Origin of the sequence: Streptomyces sp. NPDC101225 (genome assembly GCF_044767585.1) — a bacterium.
In the GTDB taxonomy this organism is placed as follows: domain Bacteria; phylum Actinomycetota; class Actinomycetes; order Streptomycetales; family Streptomycetaceae; genus Streptomyces.
Genome location: NZ_JBIWOE010000019.1, coordinates 122,484 through 140,309, shown reverse-complemented (window position 1 = coordinate 140,309; position 17,826 = coordinate 122,484). Strand labels below are relative to the sequence as shown.

General features: G+C 69.1%; 18 protein-coding genes and 1 pseudogene. 15 read left to right on the top strand and 4 right to left on the bottom strand.

What is annotated here, in order from left to right:
- Positions 1-174 precede the first annotated feature (174 nt).
- The 5 genes from ACIRPX_RS25610 (at position 175) to ACIRPX_RS25590 (ending at position 5,313) form a co-directional block, all read left to right on the top strand.
- On the top strand, positions 175-936 hold the full coding sequence (locus ACIRPX_RS25610) for an MIP/aquaporin family protein (RefSeq protein WP_404198892.1): 762 nt from the start codon (positions 175-177) through the stop codon (positions 934-936).
- A 12-nt stretch (positions 937-948) separates the two neighbouring features.
- Positions 949-1,947, top strand: a complete 999-nt coding sequence (gene dhaK, locus ACIRPX_RS25605) for a dihydroxyacetone kinase subunit DhaK (protein WP_404198889.1) — start codon at positions 949-951, stop codon at positions 1,945-1,947.
- A 136-nt stretch (positions 1,948-2,083) separates the two neighbouring features.
- Positions 2,084-2,725, top strand: a complete 642-nt coding sequence (dhaL, locus tag ACIRPX_RS25600) for a dihydroxyacetone kinase subunit DhaL (RefSeq protein WP_404198886.1) — start codon at positions 2,084-2,086, stop codon at positions 2,723-2,725.
- Entirely contained in the window at positions 2,722-4,410 is a 1,689-nt protein-coding gene (locus ACIRPX_RS25595; protein ID WP_404198884.1) for a phosphoenolpyruvate--protein phosphotransferase, read from the top strand. The genes dhaL and ACIRPX_RS25595 overlap by 4 nt, the downstream gene beginning before the upstream one ends.
- Before the next feature lie 606 nt (positions 4,411-5,016).
- On the top strand, positions 5,017-5,313 hold the full coding sequence (locus tag ACIRPX_RS25590) for a hypothetical protein (protein ID WP_404198881.1): 297 nt from the start codon (positions 5,017-5,019) through the stop codon (positions 5,311-5,313).
- 413 nt (positions 5,314-5,726) lie between these two features.
- Here ACIRPX_RS25590 and ACIRPX_RS25585 read toward each other — a convergent pair whose 3' ends face one another.
- The 3 genes and pseudogenes from ACIRPX_RS25585 to ACIRPX_RS25575 form a co-directional block, all read right to left on the bottom strand.
- Positions 5,727-6,092 carry a hypothetical protein gene (locus ACIRPX_RS25585; RefSeq protein WP_404198878.1) on the bottom strand — a complete coding sequence of 122 codons (366 nt, stop codon included), beginning with the start codon at positions 6,090-6,092 and terminating at the stop codon, positions 5,727-5,729.
- Positions 6,093-6,106: 14 nt separating this feature from the next.
- Positions 6,107-6,946, bottom strand: coding sequence for a transcriptional regulator (locus ACIRPX_RS25580; protein ID WP_404199020.1), 840 nt, complete (start codon positions 6,944-6,946; stop codon positions 6,107-6,109).
- Positions 6,947-7,241: 295 nt separating this feature from the next.
- A pseudogene (locus ACIRPX_RS25575) lies at positions 7,242-7,361 on the bottom strand (helix-turn-helix transcriptional regulator); the annotation flags it as partial.
- A 165-nt stretch (positions 7,362-7,526) separates the two neighbouring features.
- Between ACIRPX_RS25575 and ACIRPX_RS25570 the strand changes: the two are divergent.
- From ACIRPX_RS25570 to ACIRPX_RS25550, 5 genes are all read left to right on the top strand, one after another.
- Complete coding sequence (locus ACIRPX_RS25570) at positions 7,527-7,898, top strand: hypothetical protein (RefSeq protein WP_404198875.1); 372 nt, start codon at positions 7,527-7,529, stop codon at positions 7,896-7,898.
- Positions 7,899-8,119: 221 nt separating this feature from the next.
- On the top strand, positions 8,120-8,245 hold the full coding sequence (locus tag ACIRPX_RS25565; protein ID WP_404198873.1) for a hypothetical protein: 126 nt from the start codon (positions 8,120-8,122) through the stop codon (positions 8,243-8,245).
- A 512-nt stretch (positions 8,246-8,757) separates the two neighbouring features.
- Positions 8,758-10,161 carry an asparagine synthase-related protein gene (locus ACIRPX_RS25560; RefSeq protein ID WP_404198871.1) on the top strand — a complete coding sequence of 468 codons (1,404 nt, stop codon included), beginning with the start codon at positions 8,758-8,760 and terminating at the stop codon, positions 10,159-10,161.
- Complete coding sequence (locus ACIRPX_RS25555; protein ID WP_404198868.1) at positions 10,158-10,907, top strand: class I SAM-dependent methyltransferase; 750 nt, start codon at positions 10,158-10,160, stop codon at positions 10,905-10,907. Before ACIRPX_RS25560 ends, ACIRPX_RS25555 begins: the two co-directional genes overlap by 4 nt.
- Before the next feature lie 191 nt (positions 10,908-11,098).
- Entirely contained in the window at positions 11,099-11,788 is a 690-nt protein-coding gene (locus tag ACIRPX_RS25550) for a YdcF family protein (protein WP_404198865.1), read from the top strand.
- Between the two features lie 144 nt (positions 11,789-11,932).
- Here ACIRPX_RS25550 and ACIRPX_RS25545 read toward each other — a convergent pair whose 3' ends face one another.
- A complete protein-coding gene (locus tag ACIRPX_RS25545) occupies positions 11,933-12,568 on the bottom strand; it encodes a hypothetical protein (RefSeq protein ID WP_404198863.1) in 636 nt (211 codons plus the stop codon).
- Positions 12,569-12,920: 352 nt separating this feature from the next.
- Between ACIRPX_RS25545 and hemL the strand changes: the two genes are divergently transcribed.
- The 5 genes from hemL (at position 12,921) to ACIRPX_RS25520 (ending at position 17,823) form a co-directional block, all read left to right on the top strand.
- Entirely contained in the window at positions 12,921-14,240 is a 1,320-nt protein-coding gene (gene hemL, locus ACIRPX_RS25540) for a glutamate-1-semialdehyde 2,1-aminomutase (RefSeq protein WP_404198860.1), read from the top strand.
- Positions 14,237-14,935 (top strand): histidine phosphatase family protein, encoded by a 699-nt coding sequence (locus ACIRPX_RS25535; protein WP_404198857.1) that lies wholly within the window; start codon positions 14,237-14,239, stop codon positions 14,933-14,935. The genes hemL and ACIRPX_RS25535 overlap by 4 nt, the downstream gene beginning before the upstream one ends.
- A gap of 145 nt (positions 14,936-15,080) precedes the next feature.
- Positions 15,081-16,361, top strand: a complete 1,281-nt coding sequence (locus tag ACIRPX_RS25530) for a hypothetical protein (protein ID WP_404198854.1) — start codon at positions 15,081-15,083, stop codon at positions 16,359-16,361.
- Positions 16,362-16,427: 66 nt separating this feature from the next.
- Entirely contained in the window at positions 16,428-17,051 is a 624-nt protein-coding gene (locus tag ACIRPX_RS25525) for a TlpA family protein disulfide reductase (RefSeq protein ID WP_404198851.1), read from the top strand.
- Position 17,052: 1 nt separating this feature from the next.
- A complete protein-coding gene (locus tag ACIRPX_RS25520; protein WP_404198848.1) occupies positions 17,053-17,823 on the top strand; it encodes a cytochrome c biogenesis CcdA family protein in 771 nt (256 codons plus the stop codon).
- The last annotated feature ends 3 nt before the right edge of the window (positions 17,824-17,826 follow it).

Here is a 17,826-nt window from a genome sequence, read left to right as displayed (position 1 = left end):
CGTTCATCCATGATGAACAATCTGCAGCCGGAAGGTTGAAGCTTCCCGGCTTCCCCCTGAGCGGCCGCCAGGTTGCCCGACCCTGACCACCTGGCGGCCACCTCCCCCTTCACAACCCGCTCCACGCGGAGGAGGTGAGACGCCCGAGCCGCCGCACGGCGCCGGGCGCCTTCCATGGAAGAAAACACCTACTCACAGAAGCTCCTGGCCGAGCTGCTGGGCACCGCGATGCTGGTGTTCATCGGCGTCGGTTCGGTTCCCGCTACGCTCATCGTCAACGGCAAGGCCCCGTTCACCTTCGCCGACCTGGGCATGATCTCGCTGGCGTTCGCCACGGTCGTCATCGCGATGATCTACGCGATCGGCCACATCTCCGGCTGCCAGATCAACCCGGCCATCACCCTCGCGCTCGCCACGACGGGGAAGATGCCCTGGCGGGACGTCCCCGGCTACATGGCCGCCCAGGTCCTCGGCGCGTTCCTGGGAGCCCTCGCGATCATCGGGGTGCTCGGTCACCAGGCCGTCACCGTCGGCCTGGGCATCGCCTCGTACGGCCCCCAGGTCAGTGCCGGTCAAGCCTTCTTCGCCGAGGCCGTCGGCACCGCCATCCTCGCTTTCGTCGTCTTCGGCGCCATCGACCGTCGTTCGGCCGGCGGCTTCGCCGGACTCGCCATCGGCCTGGCCGTGTTCGCGGTCATCATGGTGGTCGGCCCCGCCACCAGCTCCGCGATCAACCCCGCCCGCGTCGTCGGTCCGATGCTGGTCGGCCAGGTGTTCGACGGCACGGTCCACTGGAGCCAGCTCCCGGTCTACCTGATCGCCGACATCGTGGGCGCGGTTGCCGCCGGCGTCCTGTACGTCGCCCTGAACGCCCGCCGTCGCACCGCCACCGCTACCGCCACCGATGCGACGGCCGAGCCGGTCGCCGCCGCTTGAGGAGTCCTTGCCATGAAGAAGTTGATCAACGCCCCTGAAGCGGTGCTGGCCGAGGCGCTGTCCGGGATCGCCGCCGCCCACCCCGGTCTGAAGGTCGACGCGGAGAACAAGGTGATCGCCCGCGCCGCAGGGACCAGGCCGGGCAAGGTCGCTCTCGTCTCCGGCGGCGGATCCGGGCACGAACCCCTGCACGGCGGCTTCGTGGGACACGGCATGCTCGACGCCGCCTGCCCCGGCGAGGTCTTCACCTCTCCCGTTCCGGGCCAGATGCTGGCCGCGGCCCAGGCCGTCGACGGCGGCGCGGGCGTGCTGTTCATCGTGAAGAACTACACCGGCGACGTCCTCAACTTCCGGATGGCCGCCGAACTGGCTGCCGAGGAAGGCATCACCGTGGAGACCGTCCTGGTCGACGACGACGTCGCTGTCCAGAATTCCACCTGGACCGCCGGACGCCGGGGCACCGGGGCCACCGTCTTCGTCGAGAAGATCGCCGGAGCCCTCGCCGAGCAGGGCGCCAGCCTCACCGAGGTCGCGGACATGGGCAAGCGGGTCAACGCCGCGTCCCGGTCCTTCGCCGTGGCACTGACCGCCTGCACCACCCCCGCCTCCGGCAAGCCCGGATTCGATCTGCCCGAGGACGAGATGGAGGTCGGCGTCGGCATCCACGGCGAACCCGGACGGAGCCGCGAGAAGCTCCGCCCCGCCAAGGAGATCGTGGCCACCGCGCTGGACGCCATCCTCGCCGACCAGCCCCTCGACCCCGGTGACGAAACCGTCGTCATGGTCAACGGCCTGGGCGGCACCCCTCTCCTCGAGTTGTACGTGGTCTTCAACGACGTCATCGCCGCACTCGCGCAAAAGGGCGTGGTCGTTGCCCGCAGCCTCGTCGGCAACTACGTGACCAGCCTGGACATGGCCGGTGTTTCCGTCACCGTGTGCAAGGCCGATGCCGACATGCTGTCCCTGTGGGACGCTCCCGTGAACACCCCGGCCCTGCGCTGGGGCATCTGACGGAGCCGGGGGCGGGGCCACGCGCGACACGAGGGCCGGATCAGATGCTTTCCCGTCGTCCGCCCGCCCGGACCGCACCCTTCGCGTCTTCCCCCGCCCCCGGCTCCCCCGACCGCAGACCAGCCTTCTACCGACCATGAACGGAGACTCCGTGGACACCGACCTCGCCCGCACGTGGGTGCAGGCCATCGCAGCCGCCGTGGAGCAGCACAAGGACCACCTCATCCAGCTCGACTCGGCCATCGGCGACGCCGACCACGGCACCAACATGCACCGCGGCTTCTCCGCCGCCGTCACGGCCCTGGCCGACTACGAGCCGGACACCGTCGGCGCCGTACTGGTCAAGACGGGCACCACTCTCATCTCCACCGTCGGCGGCGCCTCCGGACCGCTCTACGGCGGCGCCTTCCGCGCCATCGGCAAAGCGCTGGACGCCCCCGTCGCCGACACACAGCTGGTCGCCGCCGCACTGGCCGACGGCCTCGCGAGCATCGAGAAACTCGGTGCGGCCGCACCCGGGGACAAGACGATGATCGACGCCTACGCCCCTGCGCTGGCCGCCTTCCGGCAACGGGCCGACGCCGGGGCCGGCCTGGCCGCCGCGGCCGTGGCCGCCGCCGACGCCGCGGAAGAGGGCATGCGCGCCACCACCCCGATGCAGGCCCGTAAGGGCCGCGCGTCCTACCTCGGCGCCCGCAGCATCGGCCATCAGGACCCCGGTGCCACCTCCACCGCCCTGGTCTTCCGCGCCCTCGCCGAGACGCTGGGGCCCCGATGACCGGCCGCCGCACCTACACCGGGCACGCCGCCGCGCCCGGCACCGCCCTCGGCGTCGTCCATCGCACCGACCGGCCACTCACCACAACGGCGCTGCCCCACCGCGCCGCCGGCGACCCCGCGCAGCGGATCACCGATGCCTTCGACGCCGTAGCCGCCCGCCTGCTCGACCTGTCCACCGCGCTGCGCGCACGGGGCAAGGACGATCAGGCCGACATCATGGAGGTCAACAGCTACATCGCCCAGGACCAGGATCTGCGCGACCAGGCCGTCAGGAGGGCGAACGACGGCCGGCCGGTACCCGTCGCCGTCCGCCAGGCCATTGACGCCTACGCCGGAACCATCGCCGCCCTGGACGATCCCACCCTCGCCGAACGGGCGGCGGACGTCCGGCAGGTCGGCCGCCGCGTCCTGGCCCACCTCCACGGCCAGACGGGCCCCGCCACCGACCAGCCGCTCGTCCTGGTCGCCCACGAGATCGGCGCCGCCGACCTGCTGGAACCCGGTCTGACGGTGACCGCCGCGATCTCCGTGACCGGCGGCCCGAATGCGCACGCCGCGATCGTCGCCCGCTCGCTGGGCATCCCGTTCCTCCTGGGCGTCGACCCCGAGTTGCTCGAACTGCCGGACGGGCAGGAGATCCTGCTCGACGCCGATCGGGCCGGCGCGGTCGCCCACCCCGACGCCGAGGAACGCACCCGGACGCTGCGAGCCATGGAGACCGCCCGAGCTCGCAGGCTCGCCCTCGCCGAAGAGCGTCACCTGCCCGCCGAGACACTCGACCAGCACCGCATCGTGCTGCGGGCCAACGTGGCCACAGCGGCCGAGGCCCGCACGGCGGTGACCACGGGTGCCGAGGGTGTCGGCCTGCTCCGTACCGAGCTGCCCTTCCTCAACCATCCGGCGTGGCCCACCCGTGAGCAGCACGCGGCCACCCTCGTCCCCGTGTTGCGTGCTCTCACCGGGCAGGTCGTCACGGCTCGCACGCTCGACTTCGCCGACGACAAACTGCCGCCGTTCCTCGCCGCGGGCCGCGAGGGCCGACGGCTCGGGCGGGGCCTCCCCCTGATGCTCGCCCGGCCCGATGCCTTCGCCGACCAGTTCCGCAGCCTGCTGAGCGCCGGAGCCGACAACGACCTGCGCATCATGATCCCCATGGTCGCGAGCGTCGACGAACTGCGCGCCTGCCGGCGCCTTCTCGAGACCGCGGCCGCCGAAGCCTGCGTACCTGTGCCGCCTCTGGGCATCATGGTGGAACTTCCCGAAGCGGTGGCCGCGGCCGACGACCTCGCCCGTGAAGCCTCCTTCCTCTCCATCGGCAGCAACGACCTCACCTGCCAGATTCTGGGACTGGACCGGCGCGACCCCGCCGCCACACCCGCGATGGCGGCACACCCCGCCGTACTCGATGCCATGGCCCGTGTCGTCACCGCCGCTCACCGCCACGATCGTCAGGTCTCCGTCTGCGGCGACGCCGCTGCTCACCCCCTCGTGGCCCCCCTCCTCATCGGCCTCGGCTGCGACAGCCTCTCGGTCGGCCCCGCCGCCCTCGACGAGACCCGTGCCCGCATCCGCCGACTCCGTCGCGACACCTGTGCCTCCCTGGCCGCCGCCGCCCTCACCCGCGAAACCCCCGAAGAGGTCTGGCAACTGGTCGAACAGCACTGCCGGCCTTCGCTGCCGTGAGAAGCAAAGGCCGGAAGCATGAAGAAGTTCATCAACTCGCCCGACCACGTGCTCGACGACGCTCTCGTCGGTGTGGCCGCAGCGCACCCGTCGCTGACGGTCAACTCCTCCGACCGCTCCATCGCCCGCGCGAGCGGGCCGACGCCCGGGACGTCGACGGTGTCCTTTCGATGCCCACGGCATTCCCGTGCCGCCCTTCCACACCCCTGTGGACAACCCGCTCTGGCGGTGGGTACGTCGATCCATTTGCCTGTGGGCTCTGAACACGATCGGGCCCGATGCGCCGGCCGATCAGCCGGCCGCCCAACGAGAAGCCCACCATCCTGGAGCCCACGCGTGACCGAGCCCGCCACCAAGGCGCCGGGGGTGCGCCGCCCACCTGGGACACGGTCGACAAGTGGGCCGCCGGCATCTCCGACACGCCCGCTCCGGGAGCTGGTCGGGGTCTACGGCGGCGATCACCGGCCATCGCTCTGGGACGCCGGTGTCGTTCAGGAGCGCGACATCGCGGCGTTCAAGCACCTCAAGGCTGGCTGGCGACCGGACAAGGTCGAGTTGGTCTATTCGGCGGCACGTGATCGCCACACGTGGGTTCACTCCTAACGGTTGGCCGGGTTGCAGCCAACTTTCGCCGTATATGGCTTGTTCGCGTCATTAAAAGCCGGTTTCGAGCACGAAGTACGGCAGCTGCCGTGTGTCGAGCTGAAGGTTTCTGTGACGGAGGTGGTGAGCGACCCGGAACTCGCCGCCACCGTGCAACTCCGGCTGGACGAGGCACGCACCTGCTACGAGCACGGCGCCTACACGTCGGCGGTCATCATGCTGGGCAGCCTTCGGGGGGTGCTCGCGCATGCCGAGCAGCAGGTGCACGCATGCCGAAGCCATTGCGGAACATGGGGTTGAATGACTTCGTCGACTTCGCGTACGAAAACAAATGGATCGAGCACGATGCCAAACCGGCCTCGGAGCTGGTCCGGCACTACAGGAATCTCGTCCATCCCCTGGCAGAGAAGCGGACCGGACACGTACCGAACCGCGACACGCTCGATATGTGCTGGCCGGTGGTGAAATGCCACGCTGAACGATCTCGCGGCGACGGCAGCAGCCCCTCCCGCTCCGCCTACTCCGCGTGCGCCCGCAGAGCGAGGTCGTGGTTGCAATCCCAATGCCTCCACGCAACGCCCAACGCCGGCCTCTGTCGCTCGTCGCCGTCCGATTGGGCGAACAACAGGCACTTGAACCGCGGGTGCTTGCTTCACGCAGGCGGAGGAAACGCGGAGTGTTTGACGGCGCTTCCTTCGCCCGCAGGTAAAACGCTACTTCGAGGCGTCCTCGATGGCCTCGAAGATGTCGGCGTCGGTCTCCTTCTGCCAGTCGGGCAGGGCGGGCCAGTCGGCGACGTATCCGGGCTTGGGGTTCTCGAAGTGCTTGTACATCTGGGCGGTCCAGCAGGTGGCGACGAAGCGGCTCTTCTGCTCGCGCGTGAGCCGGGATGCGTGGCCGTCGCTGCGGTCGAGGAAGTGTCGCACCTGGTCGAACACCGCGCCGGCGGCCTGGCGCTCCCACTCCGGGGTCTCTTCCCAGGGGGTGATGTAGCCGGGCTTGGGTTCGCCAGGGAAGTGCTTTCGAACGCCGGTGATCCAAGCCTCGCGGAACACGCGTGCGCCCTCGATCTGCGACATGCCTTCCCCTCTCGTCACGTCGTGCACAGTGCGTCGATCTCGGCGCCCAGTTCGACCACGCGGGCGTCGCGGGCGAGGGGGCCGAGGTCGGTTCGTAGCCCCTGGAGTTTACGGGCGACGTAGCCGGAGGACGTCGCTCGGGCGAGTTGCAGGGCCTCGCGGCCGTAGGTGAGGACCTGGTCCGGGTCGTGCCGCTTGGCGCCGATGGACGCGAGGTCGGTCAGGACGGCGCCGCGGCGCCGGAAGGACTGCCCGGAGGCGAGTACGTCCTGGCTCAAGGCAGTGGTGAGGGCCCTCTCGGCGAGGTCGAGGCGGCCGAGTTGGAGGTAGCGGGCGCCGCGTTCCTCGGCGAGGCGGGAGCCGTCGAAGCGCAGCCAGCCGCCGTTGTGGAACGGGCCATTGAGATCTGCGACCTTCTCCGCCTCGTCCAAGGCGCGCTCACAGGCGGACAGGTTCCCGAGTCCGGCATACGCCTCGGCCTGAACAGAGGCGACCCAGTGGCGGGTGGACAGGGAGTTGTCTCCTCGCCGCGCCACCCTCTCAGCAGCCGAGAGCGCGGTTGCGGCCTCGGTGTAACGCCGTTCGTAGAGGTCGACGTAAGCGTGTCGGATCAGAGCGCATGCCCAGAGGTCGTAGGACTTGGCGTCCTTGCTGACGGAGGCTGCGAGCGTGTAGGAGGCCGCTGCGTCGGTGTAGCGGTTGCCGTCGAAGGCCAGTTCGCCGGCGAGCTGGAAGAGGTCGCCGGCTGCGCTGCAGGGCCTGGGCTTCCGTCGCCGGCCGGCCGGCGAGGGTGTCGTGGAGTGCAGTGAGCTGGTCGCGAACGATCGGGTACACGGAGCCCTTGGCGCGGGCAAGTTGGTACGCCTGCCACAGGTGGCCGTTCATGCGGAGGAAGTCCTCGGACGTTCCGCGTCGCGCTCCGTCGGTGAGGGCACCGTTCTCGTCGTCCGGGAGGGCCACGAGGGCGCTGGTGACGGCTATGGCGCGCAGGAACTCGCGTCGGATCATGTCGTCGAGGTCCCCTGAGCCGTGGTGGTCGCGAGGCGGCGACCCTGCCGACTCCGGACGGGCTGCTTGTGGCTGTCCCACCAGGGTGTCGAGTTCGTCAAGGTCGAGGTGCAGGAGTTCGGCCAGCCGTGGCCGTAATGGCGGCTGGGGTGTGGTGGTCCGGGTCTCCCAGCGCCCGATCGTGCGCCGGTCGACGCCGAGGGCGTGCGCGAGCGCTTCCTGACTGTAGCCCAGCACCCTGCGCCGTTCCGCAAGCCCCATGCCGCCCCTTTCCACGTTCCCGTGCGTGTCTACCCTGGCGGCGCTGATCTGTCCCATGAGTGTCCCAGGACTGCCTCGTGGATGCCGTGGTCCGCGCCAACCCGCTCCGGTTTTCTGGACGTTGTCAGCCACGACAACGGTGGACACCGGAGAAGGGGTGCGGGCATGAGAACGCAGAGGGCCATGTCGTCCGAGGCGGGGCAGCTCCCGATCGTCCTGGAGGCGGTCGACGAGAGCGTGGCCACGGCACTCGCCGTCGGGCTGGCGATGCCCGATCGCTCGGTGATCGACGCGACGACCCGGGGCCTGGTCAGTCACCTCAGAGTGCTGATGGCCGAGGACCTCGGCTTCGACGAGGACCCGGCCGTGCAGGCGCTGTGCCGGGAGGGCTACCGGGTCCTCGACCTCACGCGCCGGCCCACTGCGGAGTCCACCCACTTCGGCGCCTACCAGTACATGCGTGAAGTCGGCCTGCTGACCAGGCGCTTCGCCGATGTCTACCGCGAGGCGCAAGAACAGGACGAAGCCGATGCCTGACGAAGCCCCCACCGATCTGCCCATGCGTTGGCGGGGAGCGACATTGCCTGAGCAGGAACGGACACGACGCCTCTTCATCAGTCCACCTGGCCTCCCGCCCATAGTCCGGCAACCCGAGAAGAGCCACCGCGAACAGTGAAGAAACACATCACGGCCCAGGTCATGTACGTCGTCTCGGTCCTAGCGCTCGGCGGCTCGATCACGCTTGCGGTGTCGCGAGGATGGTGAGACAGGGAAGCAACAGGCGCCGTGGTCCTTACGGCTGGTGGCAGTGGCTGTTGCCAGCCCTGCTCATCGCCTCCACCTCACCGGTCGCCTGGGCCTTCTGGTACTTCGACCGCTCCTAGCCCTCGTCGGGCACTCACAGACTCCCGCTCTGGCCGCGCGAGCCCTCAGGAAGACCCGCACCGGGGTGGGCTCAGCACCCCCCCGGCGGCCGGAGCGGGATCCACCACGGGGCAACCCTGTGTGCGTCCTGCCGCCATGGCAGCAGTACCTCCGATAAGCCCCCGTCCCGGTCGCTGGATCTGCCTGCGGCCGGGACGGGTCCTGGGCTTCGCAACTTGCGGGGCTCGTCCACTCACTCCGTAGGAGAGGAACGACCATGAACATCGACGAACTGTTCACCGGCGACCTGATCACCGGCGTCCCCAGCATGGACGCGGCGCTGCTCGACAAGATGCCCGGCGGCGGCGACAACAACGGCGACCACTGCAGCTGACCAGCCCGTGAACGCGGTGGAGCAGGGCCGAGCGCTCTGCTCCACCGCCCTGACTGAGGGGGGAAGCAGGTGCTTTCGTTTCGTGTGCGGCTGGCGGACACCCGTAGCACAGCCTGGCGCTGGGACACAGATCGTTGGGTGAGCGGCGACAGCTGGATCAGACCCGCTCACGCGGCTGCCCTGGAAGCCGAGCTTGTGCCGGGCGATGGATCCGGCGTCCACGCGCTGGTGAGGGAGGACAAGGGCGGAGAGGTGGACTTCACGTCGCTGCTCCTACGCCCGGACGAGGTTCAGGTTTCAGCGGGAGTGTTCGGCACCTCACCGCTCTACCTCGTAGCGGCCGGAGAAGACCTATACGGCTCATGGGACTTGGCCGACCTACGGCCGCACCTGCGACCCGACCGACTCAATCCCCGGACCGTGGCGCGCACCTTGACCCGCCGACACCGCTACAGCTCCGACACCCTCTTCGACGGCATGTACCGGCTCACGGAACGCGCCACGGCCGTCTTCACGACCGCGGGACTCGCGATCCTCTACCCCGAGCCCGCCCAGCACGTGCTGGAGCCCCGAAGACTGCGCGCGGGTGTTGACCCGGTGGAGGCGTTCGATGCGCTGCTGACCGAGGCCGTGGCCGGGTGGCGTTCTACGGTGAGCTGCGTCGGCGTGGAGGTGTCTGGCGGGGCCGACTCGGGCAACGTGGCTCTCTCGACCGCCGCAGCCGGCTTCAGCTCCGTCCACACGTTCGGCTTGCTCATGGGTGGCCGGATCGGCTGGGTTCAGCAAGAGCGGCGCCGCATCCTGGTGGATCACCTGGAGCTGCGGGACACGACTGTCCCGGCCATGCAGTACCCACCGTTCATGCCTGGTGGGGTACGAAGGCGCGGAGCGCCGCACGACCCGGCAGGAGCCTTCTACCAGGAGGCTTTCGACGTCCTGCGTGGACGCGTGGCTGCCCACGGTTGTGAGGTGATCTTCACGGGTGGTGGTGGGGACGAGGTCAATGCCTGCCACTCGCGTACGAACGTCCAACTACCCAAAGCCAACCCCATCCCGTGGCTCGGGAACAAGGCCGTTGAGGCCCTGGTCCAGGTGGATGAGAACCTCGCTCCCGTACCAGTACTCCCCGTCCCCACCCTCATGGCCTTCGGCCTGCACAACCCGGCCTACCTGAGACACGGCATCTGGCCGGTCGCCCCGCTCGTCCACCCGCGAGTCGTCCGCTTCATGGAGCAGCTGCCGCACGAGCAGAAGCAGGGCAAGGCGATGTTCCGCAACCGCCTGCGGCGTGCCGGATTGTCCGATTCTGTTGCGGCCCCGGCCGAACCGGAGAACTTCCTCGCGGTCATGGAGTCGGGCCTGCGAAGCTACGGCCTTCCGCTCTTGGACGACATGCTCCGCGAGTCGATGTTGGTCGACCTCGGCTACGTTGATCCTGTCGCCCTGGCCCAGGCCCGGGACCACGCGGAGCGAGCCCCCGTCGTGCCCGACCTGCTCTGCGACACACTCGCCCTGGAAGTCGGACTCCGGAGCCTTTCATGAGCAACCTGGACACCATGGAGGCGGAACGCCTCCAAGCGTCCAACCTCTTCTACCGAGACCCCGCTCTGTATGACAGCGTGCAGGCAGACAGCGACAGCACGAGCATCTGCCAGGCGCTGATCGACCGGTACTGCCCGGAAGCCCGCACCCTGCTGGACTTCGGCTGCGGCACCGGCAGGAACCTGCAGCTGCTGGCCCGGCGCTTCGACTGCATCGGTATTGATCTACAACCTGGTCTGGTCGACTACGGGCGACACACGCGCTCCGAACTCGACCTCCGTGTCGGGGACATACGCACTGTGCGACTCGGCTGCACCGCCGACGTCCTGGTGTGTCTGGGCAACTCCCTCGCCTACGTGCACGAAAACGCTGATCTCCAGGCAACGTTCCAGACCTTCGCCGCACACGCACACCGCCACACCCTGCTCGTCCTCTGCTCCCCGGTGGCCCCGATCCAGTCACAGAGCCCTCAACAGGCCCGCGTTGAGACGCGCTTCGGGCCTGCCACGGTGACTATCGGCTACGAGTGGGATCTGCGGACGCAGATCAACACCATGCGTCGGCACTGGGTGTTCGACTCGGGCGAGGAGTGCCACGATGCCATCCGGCGGCGTGTTCTCGGCCCTCGCGAACTGGAGCTGCACGCGCTCCTCGCCGGTTTCGAGGTCTTTGAGATTGTCAACGAAACCGGCGCACTGCCTGTCCTGGGTCCAGGTGCCTACACGGTAGCTCGCTATCAGGAGTGAGGCTCAGGCCCATGCCGCTGAGGGCACGGCGAGTTGGGCCATCGCCTGAAAGCCGCGGACTCCGCTTGAGCAGGCTATTGCTCGCTACCTCGATGGGGCAGCATGCCCGGGAAGAAAACGGGGCCGCCCTCCAACACGTGCTGAACCCCCAACTTGCTCAGCATCGAGGGCATCCGAAAAGACCAGCAGGGATGAGCCAGGGAGTTTACGTGCCGCAGCACGAACAGGGCCAGATCACCGATGAGCAGTTCTACGACGCCGCGCTGATCTGGGACTATCACCGGATGGGCCACGAGCGAAGGCCCTGCTCCGCGGCGATCGGCCTGGGCAGCCACGACCTGGGCGTGGCCACCACTGCCGGCGACCTCCACGGCGCCGGCTTCTTTCCGGTCGTGGTCTTCAGTGGCGGAAACAGCCCCACCACCCGCGCCCGCTTCCCCCGCGGTGAGGCCGTTCACTACCGCGAGCACGCCATGAGCCTGGGCGTGCCGAACGAGGCGATCCTGGTCGAGCCGAAGGCTGGCAACACCGGCCAGAACATCACCTTCTCCCGCGAGCTGCTGACCCAAGCGGGCATCGCGGTCGAGTCGCTACTGCTGATCTCCAAGCCATACATGGAGCGGCGTTCGTACGCGACCTGCCGCAAGCTGTGGCCCGAGGTGGAGGTCGTGTGCGCCTCCGAGCCGCTGGAGCTGGACGACTACATCAACTCCATCGGCGACGACAAGCTCGTCATTGACATGCTCATCGGCGACCTGCAACGGGTGATCGAGTACCCGAAGCTCGGCTTCGCAGTCGAGCAGGACGTACCGGGGCATGTGCATGACGCTTATGGGCGCCTACTGGGCGCCGGCTTCGACAGCCGCCTCATCACTACCTGACCCGTCGCGTGCCAGCTCGCCGGGCGAGGTACGGGTGATCCGCTCCCATCGAGTCGTCCTGGAGGCCCGGCCCTACTGATCACACATCCCGGCACAAGAAATGGGTGGGATCCGAAAACCCGGCGACGGCACCGAAACCTCAGCTCACGGCCACACCAGGCAATACGGCTGATGCCCCGCCTCATGCAGCCGGTGCGAGAAGTCCTGCCACTCGTGCAGCAGTTGGTAGACGTTGAACGCGTCGCGCGGGCCGCCCCGGTCCGGGACGGTCGACCAGATGAACGCCGCCGCGCCCACCGCCTCCTCGCCTATGCCGCGCAGGGGGTCGACGACCGTCATGGGGAGCTTGACGACCGCGTAGTCGGGGTGCAGGACGACCAGTTCGAGCGGCGGGACCTTGTGCAGGGGGACGCCTTCGATGCCGGTGAGCACCATCGCCGCCATCGTCTCCGGCTTGATCTTGGTGAACATGCCGTTCATCCCGAGCTCGTCGCCGCCGAGTTCCTCGGGGCGCATCGAGATCGGGACGCGGGCCGCCGTCGCACCGTCCGGCGCGCCGAAGTACTTGTAGGTCACCCCCACCCGACCACCATTCCTGCTCCCCGCCCGGAGCGTCTCGCCCCGCCGGTCGATCCGCCGGTCGGTCCGCTCGGACTCGCTCGGTACACCCTGAGCCTGTCGGGACTCGGCCTCCTCCGCCTCGCGTCGGTGCCTTCCCCGCCGGGCACGTCGAGGACCCAGGTCATCAGTCCCCTCGCCCAGTCCGCCACCGCGATGCATATCTCCACCCGAGTGCTTTTCTAGGACGCGTGGCCCCCGCCGCGCAACCCGATCATCGTGTCAGTGACCTCCCCCACGGCCGCCCGCCGAAACGTGCGTCGAACCACCTGCCCGCAGGATCTCCGCAGCCTCTGAACAAGCCTCCGTACACCCTTCCGTACTCCTATACGTACGCGAGGGCTGTTTGAGCTGTGTGTATCAGGACTCAGTTTCGCAGATCGATCCGGCGGCCGGCTGTCTCCCGGGTCAGCAGCGGTGCCCCGCTGCCGTGGTCACACCCTGGCCTACCCTGAGGAGGTCACTGGCAACCCGGAGCCCGACGATTCGGAGAAGGTCGGAGAAGTCGCAGGTCATGAGCGAACTGCCATATGCATACGAAGCGCCTGTCTCGCAGGCTTTGTTCGACCGGGCCGCGGCCGTCACGCCCGGCGGCGTGAACTCCCCGGTGCGCGCCTTCCGGGCCGTGGGCGGCACGCCCCGGTTCATGGTGTCCGGCAAGGGCCCCTATCTGACGGACGCCGACGGGCGGGACTACGTCGACCTGGTGTGTTCCTGGGGTCCGATGATCCTCGGGCACTCCCACCCGGCCGTGATCGACGCCGTCCAGGCGGCCGTCGCGCACGGCACCTCGTTCGGCACGCCCGGTGAGGGCGAGGTCGCCCTGGCCGAGGAGATGGTCGGGCGGATCGAGCCGCTGGAACAGGTGCGGCTCGTCTCCAGCGGGACCGAGGCGACCATGAGCGCCATCCGGCTGGCCCGCGGGTTCACCCGCCGTACGAAGGTGATCAAGTTCGCCGGGTGCTACCACGGCCACGTCGACTCGCTGCTGGCCTCGGCGGGCAGCGGTGTGGCCACCTTCGCCCTGCCCGACACGCCCGGCGTCACCGGCGCCCAGGCGGGGGACACGATCGTCCTTCCCTACAACGACCTCGAGTCCGTCCAGGAGGCCTTCCACCGGCACCCGGGCGAGATCGCCTGCGTGATCACCGAGGCCTCGCCCGGCAACATGGGCGTCGTGCCGCCCCGGCCCGGCTTCAACCAGGGGCTGAAGGACGCCTGCTCGAAGAACGGCGCCCTGTTCATCTCCGACGAGGTGATGACCGGCTTCCGCACCAGCCGCGCGGGCTGGTTCGGCATCGACGGGGTCAGGCCCGACCTGATGACCTTCGGCAAGGTCATGGGCGGCGGCTTCCCGGCGGCGGCCTTCGGCGGCCGTGCCGACGTCATGGCCCACCTCGCGCCCGCGGGGCCCGTCTACCAGGCCGGCACCCTCTCCGGGAACCCGGTCGCCACCGCGGCCGGCCTCGCCCAGCTGCGCCTGCTCGACGACGCGGCCTACGGCACGGTGGACGCCGTCTCGGAGCAGATCCGGGGGCTCGTCACCGAGGCGCTGGCCAAGGAGGGCGTCGCGCACCGGCTGCAGAACGCCTCCAACATGTTCTCGGTCTTCTTCACCGACCGCGAGGTCCGCGACTACGAGGACGCCAAGCGGCAGGAGTCGTTCCGCTTCACTGCCTTCTTCCACTCGATGCTGGCGCAGGGCGTCTATCTGCCGCCCTCGTCCTTCGAGTCCTGGTTCGTGTCCACGGCCCACGACGAACAGGCCGTACAGCGCATCGCCGACGCCCTCCCGGCGGCGGCCCGAGCGGCGGCGGAGGCCACAGCGGCATGAGTGAGAGAAACGACACGGCGGCCGGCGACATCACCGTCGTCCACGTCATGCGGCACGGCGAGGTCGACAACCCGGGCGGAGTCCTCTACGGACGGCTCGCCGGCTACCACCTGTCCGAACTCGGACGGCAGATGGCCGACCGGGTCGCCGAGCACCTCGCCCCCCGCGACATCACCTACGTCTGCGCCTCCCCGCTGGAGCGGGCGCAGGAGACGGCGACCCCGATCGCCAAGGCGCACGGGCTCGACCTCGCCACCGACGAGCGGCTGATCGAGGCCGACAACGTCTTCCAGGGCAAGACCTTCGGCGTCGGGGACGGCGCGCTGCGCAAGCCCGGCAACTGGAAGTACCTCGTCAACCCGTTCCGGCCCTCCTGGGGCGAGCCGTACGTCGACATCGTCGTACGGATGATGCAGGCGCTGGACTCCGCCAAGGACCGCGCGCGCGGGCACGAAGCGGTGCTCGTCAGCCACCAGTTGCCGATCTGGATCGTGCGGTCGTACGTCGAGAAGCGGCGGCTGTGGCACGACCCGCGCAAGCGGCAGTGCACGCTCGCCTCGCTGACGAGCTTCACCTACCAGGGCGACAAGCTCGTCTCCGTGGGCTACAGCGAGCCGGCCCGCGATCTCGTCCCGGCCCATCTGCTGGCCGGCGCCAAGCCGGTGAAGGGCCGGGGAAAGGCCTTCGGCGCCTGAGGCGGGGAGACGATGCACACACAGTGGGTTCCATGATGCTTTCGTGACATTTCGTTACGAGACCAACGCATTCGCGAGGAACCTCCCGGTTCGTCATGTCCTCTGACTGGGTGACCACCAGAGCACATGACGAATCGGGGATGGAATGCGCACGCTCTCTCGCAGGGGAATGCTCGGTCTCGGCGCGGGCGCCGCGGCAGCCGCCTCACTCTCGGCCTGTGGCGCCCTCGACTCGTCAGACGGATCGAGCCACCCATCGGGTTCCGGTGCGGGCGGGTCCGGCCGAACGCGGCAACCGGATCGCCCCATCGGGGACGGCTCGACGTCCTTCACCGGCAGGCAGCCCCACCAGCCCGCCAAGGCCGAGCCGCTGGAGCCGGGCCAGACCCCGCCCCAGTTCGTGATCTTCTCCTGGGACGGGGCCGGCGAGGTCGGCAACGGCCTCTTCCCGCGCTTCCTCGACCTGGCCAAGGAGCACGGCGCGGCCATGACCTTCTTCCTCTCCGGGCTGTATCTGCTGCCCGAGTCGAAGAAGCGCCTCTACGACCCGCCGAACAACCCGCGCGGCGCCTCCGACATCGGCTACCTCACCGACGAGCACATCAAGGCCACGCTCGCGAACGTCCGCCGCGCCTGGCTGGAGGGCCACGAGATAGGCACCCACTTCAACGGCCACTTCTGCTCCGGCCACGGCACCGTCGGCAACTGGACGCCCGCGCAGTGGCGCAGCGAGATCCAGCAGGCCAAGTCCTTCGTGAAGGAGTGGCGCACCCACACCGGCTGGAGCGAGCTGCCCTCCCTGCCCTTCGACTACGACAAGGAGCTCGTCGGCGGCCGCACGCCCTGTCTGCTCGGCCAGAACAACCTGCTGCCCACCGCCAGGGAACTGGGCTGGCGCTACGACGCCTCCTCACCCGGCGGCCGCCAGACCTGGCCCGGCAGGAAGCAGGGCGTCTGGGACCTGCCGCTGCAGCAGATCCCGTTCCCCGGGCACAGCTTCGAGGTGCTCTCGATGGACTACAACATGCTCGCCAACCAGTCGGTCAACTCGACCAACGCGCCCGCCTACCACTACCCGGGCTGGCGCACTCAGGCCGCGAACTCCTACATATCCGGCTTCAAGCGGGCTTATGAGACCAACCGGGCACCCTTCTTCGTCGGCAACCACTTCGAGCAGTGGAACGGCGGCATCTACATGGACGCCGTAGAGGAGGCCTTCAAGCACATCGCGCGGGAGAAGGAGAAGGGCGCCGACGTACGCCTCGTCTCCTTCCGGCAGTTCGTGGACTGGATGGACGCGCAGCGGCCCGAGGTGCTCGGCAAGCTGCGGACGCTCGACGTCGGACAGGCACCGGCCGGCGGCTGGAAGACCTTCCTCCAGGACGCCCCGTCGTCCTCCTCCTCACCCTCCGGGCAGGCCGCCTGAGAGGCGGAAATCCCCCCGCGAGGGGGGTGCGCAAGATCCCCGGAACGGACATGCGAAACTTTTCACATGAGTGCCGCCAGCCGCGCCCCCCTGCGCTCCGACCGCGCACACCGCCGTGTCGTCCTGACCACCGCCGGTGCCGCGGTCGCCGCGCTGCTGATGTCCGCCTGCTCGTCCGGAGGGACCTCCGGCGGAGGCGGTGACACCAACTTCGTCATGGGCAAGGACGGCATCTCCACCGCCAAGAAGGGCGAGCGGGCCGACGTGCCCGACCTGTCCGGCAAGACCGTCGACGGGAGCACGGCCGACGTCGCCTCGTACAAGGGCAAGATCGTCGTCCTGAACGTGTGGGGCTCCTGGTGCGCCCCCTGCCGGGCCGAGGCGCCGAACCTCGAGAAGGTCTACCAGGACCTCAAGACCCGGGGCGTGCAGTTCGTCGGCATCAACACCCGCGACACCAGCGCCCAGAACGCGCGCTCCTTCGAGAAGGACGAGGGCATCACCTTCCCGAGCCTGTACGACCCGACCGGCAAGCTGATGCTGCGCTTCAAGAAGGGCACCCTCAACCCGCAGGCGGTGCCCTCCACGCTCGTCATCGACCGCGAGGGCAAGATCGCCGCGCGCTCGCTGGCCGCCCTCAGCGAGGAGAAACTGCGCAAGATGATCGCCCCGGTCCTGGCGGAGAAGTGACGTGACCTCAGTCACCACACTCGCCACCACGGGCTACAACGGCACGGTGCTCAACGGCGCCCTGCTGGTCGCCCTGCCCGTCGCGCTCCTCGGCGGCCTCGTCTCCTTCTTCTCCCCGTGCGTCCTGCCGCTGGTGCCCGGTTACCTGTCGTACGTGACCGGCGTCACCGGCACCGACCTGGCCGAGGCCCGGCGCGGGCGGATGGTCGCCGGCGCCTCGCTCTTCGTGCTCGGGTTCACCGCCGTGTTCGTCTCCAGCGGTGCCCTCTTCGGCTTCTTCGGCGACACGCTCCAGGACAACAAGGGCGTCCTGTCGAAGGTGCTGGGCGCGCTCATGATCCTCATGGGCGTCTTCTTCATGGGCCTGATGCCCTGGATGAGCCAGCGTGAGTTCCGCTTCCACCGGCGCCCGGTGGCCGGGCTCGCCGGTGCCCCTCTTCTCGGCGCGCTGTTCGGCATCGGCTGGACGCCGTGCATCGGCCCCACCCTCGCCTCCGTGCTCGCCCTGTCCTCCCAGCAGTCCAGCGCGGGGCGCGGTGCCATACTGACCGTCGCCTACTGCCTCGGCCTCGGTGTGCCGTTCGTGCTCGCCGCGGTCGCCTTCCGCAAGGCGCTGGGCGCCTTCGGCTGGGTCAAGCGCCACTACGTCTGGGTGATGCGGATCGGCGGCACGATGATGATCGTGACCGGTCTGCTGCTGCTCACCGGCGCCTGGGACCGCCTCGTGCAGGACATGCAGTCCTGGTCCGCCGGCTTCACTGTGGGGATCTGACTC